General features: G+C 64.9%; 5 protein-coding genes. All 5 read left to right on the top strand.

Translation table 11 applies throughout. The features are described from left to right. Positions 1–102 precede the first annotated feature (102 nt). From WC493_RS21605 to WC493_RS21585, 5 genes are read left to right on the top strand one after another with little or no spacing between them, the layout of a single operon-like run. Positions 103–1,248: a PotD/PotF family extracellular solute-binding protein gene (locus WC493_RS21605; RefSeq protein ID WP_373068410.1), complete on the top strand. Its 1,146-nt coding sequence runs from the start codon at positions 103–105 to the stop codon at positions 1,246–1,248. Positions 1,249–1,307: 59 nt separating this feature from the next. Then, positions 1,308–2,390: an ABC transporter ATP-binding protein gene (locus tag WC493_RS21600; protein WP_373068408.1), complete on the top strand. Its 1,083-nt coding sequence runs from the start codon at positions 1,308–1,310 to the stop codon at positions 2,388–2,390. Between the two features lie 2 nt (positions 2,391–2,392). Further along, positions 2,393–3,250 (top strand): ABC transporter permease, encoded by an 858-nt coding sequence (locus tag WC493_RS21595; RefSeq protein WP_373068406.1) that lies wholly within the window; start codon positions 2,393–2,395, stop codon positions 3,248–3,250. A 1-nt stretch (position 3,251) separates the two neighbouring features. After that, positions 3,252–4,055, top strand: a complete 804-nt coding sequence (locus tag WC493_RS21590) for an ABC transporter permease (protein WP_373068404.1) — start codon at positions 3,252–3,254, stop codon at positions 4,053–4,055. Then, positions 4,052–4,846: a DeoR/GlpR family DNA-binding transcription regulator gene (locus WC493_RS21585; RefSeq protein ID WP_373068402.1), complete on the top strand. Its 795-nt coding sequence runs from the start codon at positions 4,052–4,054 to the stop codon at positions 4,844–4,846. The genes WC493_RS21590 and WC493_RS21585 overlap by 4 nt, the downstream gene beginning before the upstream one ends. Positions 4,847–4,874 lie beyond the last annotated feature (28 nt).

Below are 4,874 nucleotides of genomic sequence, written 5' to 3'. Positions count from 1 at the left end.
CTCAAACGCCCCCTTAAGCTCCAACACAGTCGGTCACAAGTCCAACATTTGTGACGCATCCGCGGGTTGTCCGCTGCATCCGATCAGCGAAAGGGCAGGCTCATGACTCTCTCCAGGCGTTCCGTATTGAAGGGCATGGCGGCCGGTGCGCTGGCTGCCGGCGGCCCCATGGCGATGGCGCGCTCGGCCTTCGCTGCGCGCGAGAAGGAACTGAACATTCTCTGTTGGGAGGGCTACAACTCGGCCCAGGTGCTCGACCCCTTCCGGGCCCAGAAGGGCGCCACGGTGAAGGCGGAGAGCCTGACCAACGACCCGACCATGATCAACCGCCTGCGCGCCGGCGAAATCGCGACCTGGGACCTGATCAACGTCAACAATCCCTGGGCGCGCAAGATCATGTGGCCGGAGAAGCTGATCAAGGCGCTGCCGCGCGCGACCTTCGAGCCCTATTTCGCCAAGATGCTGCCCATGTTCAAGCCGCCCTATAAGTGGGCGATGGACGACACGGGGACCGAACTGCTCGGCTCCTGCCAGCGCTTCGGGCCCTACAGCTTCGTGGTCAATACCGACAAGATCTCGCGCAAGACGGCCGAAGACACCGGCTGGGACCTGTTCAACGATCCCGCACTTTCCGGCAAATACGGCATCCTGGAATCGGACGACTGGAACGTTTTCGGTATCTTCGTGATCGCCGGAATCGATCCCTTCAAGGTCCATACGGATGCCGAATTGGCGACCTTCGAGACGACCGCGAAGAAGGTCTTCAAGGGCGCCAAGATGATCGGCGACATCGCGACCATGAACCAGGCCCTGGTCTCGGGCGAGATCGACCTGCATCTGACCGGCGGCACCTATTCGGTCTCGCCTGCCCGGGCCGACGGCTATCCGGCGCTTCGCGGCATCACACCGCTGAAGGGGCCGATGGCGGGCGGCAAGGGCGGCATCTCCTGGATCGAAGTGACCTCGCTCGTCAACAATCCGACGCCGTCGCCGCTCGCCCTCGAATTCCTGGAATATGTCCAGGCGCCGGACGTGGCCCATACCGTGGCCTTCGCCGAAGGCACCTACAACCCGGTCGCCCAGATGGGCAATCCGGATTGCTTCAAGCTCTTCACGCCGAAGGAACTCGAAGCGATCCAGTGGGACAGCCTGGAAGAGGAAATGGCGCGTTCGATCGAATATGACATCGTGCCCGACTACGACAAGGCGCTGGACATCATGAACGCGGCCAAGCGCGTTCGCGGCTGAGGCACCGGTGCCGCGCCCTTTCGGCGCGGCACCCATTCCTATGTAATGCGTGAGGGGTCATGTCCGACGACGCGAAGAAACCGAAGCCGATCCTCCAGCTGGTCGGCGTGCGCAAGACTTTCGGCGATTTCGTCGCCGTCGACCGGATCGACCTCGACGTCCGCCAGGGCGAATTTCTGACCATCGTCGGCCCCTCCGGCTCGGGCAAGACCACGCTTCTCCGCATGCTCGCCGGCATGGATGTGCCGAGCGAGGGCAACATCACCCTGCACGGCGAACTGATCAACGACGTGCCGCCGAACAAGCGGCCGACCTGCCTGGTGTTCCAGTCGCTGGCGCTCTTCCCGCACAAGACGGTGGGCGACAACATCGAATTCCCCCTGAAGGTCCGCGGTGTCGACAAGGAAACGCGCAAGGCCCGCGCGCTCGAACTGATGCGCGTGGTTCGTCTGCCCGAGAGCTATCACGGTAAGAACGTGATGAAATGCTCGGGCGGCGAGAAGCAGCGCGTGGCGCTGGCCCGGGCGCTCGCCTACGACCCCGAAGTGCTGTTTTTCGACGAGCCGTTGTCGGCGATCGACTACAAGCTGAAGAAGGTCCTCGAGAAGGAATTGAAGGACCTGCACCGCGAGACCGGCAAGACCTTCATCTACATCACCCACAGCCTGGAAGAGGCCATGGTGATGTCCGACCGGATCGGCGTGATGCGTGCCGGCCGCCTCGTGCAGGTCGGCACGCCGGAACAGATCTATGCCGAGCCGGCGGATCGCTTCGTTTCCGAGTTCGTCGGCGAGGTCAATGTGATCGAGGTCGCCCGCGGGGCCGACGGCGCCTGGACCGGCGTCGACCTGCCCGGCACCTACCGCATCACGCCGCCCAAGGATACGGCGGCGGAACGCGCCTTCGTCGTCGTCCGCCCCGAATTCATGCGCCTCCTGGCCGAGGGGGAGGGGGCGGACAATTGCCTGGAAGGCAAGATCTACAACGAATATTCCCTGGGCTCGCGGCTGCAGTACCAGGTCCATGTCGGGCAGAAGGTGATGCTGGTCGAAGTGCCGCGCGGCCGTCTCGCGCCCCTGCAGATCGATGCCACCGTGCGCCTCGGCTTCGATGCGCGGGACGCGATCGTGGTGGGGAACTGAGCATGGCGTTCCGTCTGCCCACCGCCGGCACCCGCAGCGCCATTCCCGTGGGTCTGCTGTTGCTGCTCGGCTTCGCGGCGCCGCTGGTCGCCATCGTCGCCTATTCCTTCGCGACCCCGCGCAGCTTCGACGTCTTCACCTCCTTCACGCTGGAGAATTACGCCGGCATCTTCGACGTCGAGAATACGGTCTGGCTCTCCTTCCTGTGGTCCGGCCTGTTCGCGCTGGCGACCGTGGTGCTGCTCGCGATCTTCGCGTATCCGATCGCCTATGGTCTCAACCGGGTGTTCGGGCGCTGGTCGTCCCTGGTCTCCATCCTCTTCGTCTTCCCACTCTTCGTGTCGGAGAATGTGCGGCTCTATGGCTGGGTCCTCTTCTTCATCAAGAACGGGGTGCTGGACGGCAGCCTGAAGGCGTTCGGTTTCGAGGGCGGGCCGGACGTCCTGTTCACGCCGGGCATGATCCTGGCCGGCATGCTCTATACCTATCTGCCCTTCATGCTCTTCCCGATGACGCTCGGCCTCGCCATGGTGCCGGGTGACCTGATCGATGCCGCGCGCGACCTGGGCGCCGGGCGGTTCCAGATCTGGCGCGAGATCGAATTGCCGCTGGCCATGCCGGGCATTCTGATCGGCATGCTGCTGACCTTCGTGCTCGGCATCGGCGCCATTGCGGAAGCCAAGATCCTGGGCGGCCAGTCGGTCATCGTGATCGCCCACGACATCGAGATCGCCTTCACCTATTCGCAGAACTGGCCGCTCGGTTCCGCCCTCGCCGTGGTGATCACCGGCTTCATCGCGGTGCTGACGCTCGCCGTCTTCGGCCGGCTCGACCTCGACCGCCTGCTGGGGAGGCGCTGAGATGAACCAAGCGCAGAAGCGGAACGCCCTTTTCATCAGCGTGTGGACTGCGATCGTGGTGATCGCGATCTATCTGCCGATCGTCTGCGGTGCCTTGGCCAGCCTGTCCAAGGGCCGCTACTTCGGCTTTCCGGTCCGGGAATATTCGATCGAATGGTGGGAGAAGACGCTCGACTCCTTCGAGATCGGCATGTTGACCCGGACCTCCTTCACGGTCGCCCTTTCGGTCACCCTGCTCTCGGTCGTGATCGCCTTCTTCGGGGCCCTCGCCTTCGCCCGCTACGAGTGGAAGGGACGGCGGCTGTTCCAGAAGATCGTGCTCTTGCCGATCTTCTTTCCCCAGCCCGTGTTGGGCCTCGCCTTGCTGCTCTGGTTTTCGGCGCTGGGCATCCAGACCAGTTGGATCACGGCGGTCTTCGCCCATATGGTCTGGATCGTGCCGGTGGTGACGCTGGTGATCGCAATCCAGGTCTATGGTTTCGACCCGACGCTGGAGGAAGCGGCCTATGATCTCGGCTGCACACGCTTCCAGGTGTTCCGCGAGATCACGCTGCCGCTGCTCTGGCCCGGGATCTGGTCCGGCATGCTGTTCGCCTTCCTGCTCTCCTGGGGCAATTTCCCGCTCTCGCTTTATACGGCCGGCGCGGACTCGACGATCCCCAAATGGCTCTACGCCAAGATGGTGGCCGGCTATACGCCCATGGTGCCGGCGCTGGGCACGATGAGCACGCTCGGTGCTGCCCTCGCGCTCGGCCTCGGCGGCCTCGTGGTCTATCTCTACCGGCGGCGGCAGGAGGGGCGATGAGCGGATCCGAACAGGCGCCGCGCCGCCTCGGCAAGCGGGCCAGGCACGAGCATATCGTCAAGGAGCTGATGACGTCGGCCACGCTCCGCGTCTCGGAACTGGCGGCGGCCCTCGACGTCTCGACCGAGACGATCCGCCGCGACCTCTTCGAACTGGGCGAGCGGGGCCTGATCAACCGGACCTATGGCGGCGCCGCGCGTCCCCTCGGCACCGAACCCACGGTCGCCGAACGCCACCGCATGATGGTGCCGGAACGGGAAGCCATCGCCAAGGCGGCGGCGCTGCTGATCCGGCCGAACGACGTCCTGGTGATCGGCGGCGGTGCCACCACCACCCATGTCGCCCGCCGTATCGCCGCGGTCTGCCGGGACCTCACCGTGATCACCCATGCCTTCGGCGTGGCGACCGTGCTGGCCGCCAATCCGACCATCACGGTGATCATGGCGCCCGGGCGTTACAACGGGCGCGAAGGCAATCTGGCCGGGCCGGAAACCAACGAGTTCCTGCAATCCTATTACGCCAATTGGGCGATCCTGGGCGCTTCCGGCATCACCACCGAAGGGGTCTCGGAGGCGGAACCCCTGGCCGCCTCGGTCTATAAGACCATGCTGCGCCGGGCGACCGAGACGGTGATCGTCGCCGACCATTCCAAGTTCGAGCAGCAGGCCCTCTCGCTCTGGGCGCGCTGGGCCGAGATCGGCCGCCTGGTGACCGACCGCGCGCCTTCCGGCCCGCTCGCCCGCGCGCTCGAGCGTGCCCGGGTCGAGGTGACCGTGGCGGTGACACCATGACGGGGGATGCGATGGACGGATGGAAGCA

Source organism: Zavarzinia sp., from assembly GCF_041650655.1.
Classification (GTDB): Bacteria; Pseudomonadota; Alphaproteobacteria; order Zavarziniales; family Zavarziniaceae; genus Zavarzinia.
This window is presented reverse-complemented; position numbering and strand designations above follow the sequence as displayed.

Bases quoted from the DNA above. Each gene is read 5' to 3' on its own strand.
- WC493_RS21605 (WP_373068410.1), top strand. From the start codon at position 103: ATGACTCTCTCCAGGCGTTCCGTATTGAAGGGCATGGCGGCCGGTGCG.
- WC493_RS21600 (WP_373068408.1), top strand. From the start codon at position 1,308: ATGTCCGACGACGCGAAGAAACCGAAGCCGATCCTCCAGCTGGTCGGC.
- WC493_RS21595 (WP_373068406.1), top strand. From the start codon at position 2,393: ATGGCGTTCCGTCTGCCCACCGCCGGCACCCGCAGCGCCATTCCCGTG.
- WC493_RS21590 (WP_373068404.1), top strand. From the start codon at position 3,252: ATGAACCAAGCGCAGAAGCGGAACGCCCTTTTCATCAGCGTGTGGACT.
- WC493_RS21585 (WP_373068402.1), top strand. From the start codon at position 4,052: ATGAGCGGATCCGAACAGGCGCCGCGCCGCCTCGGCAAGCGGGCCAGG.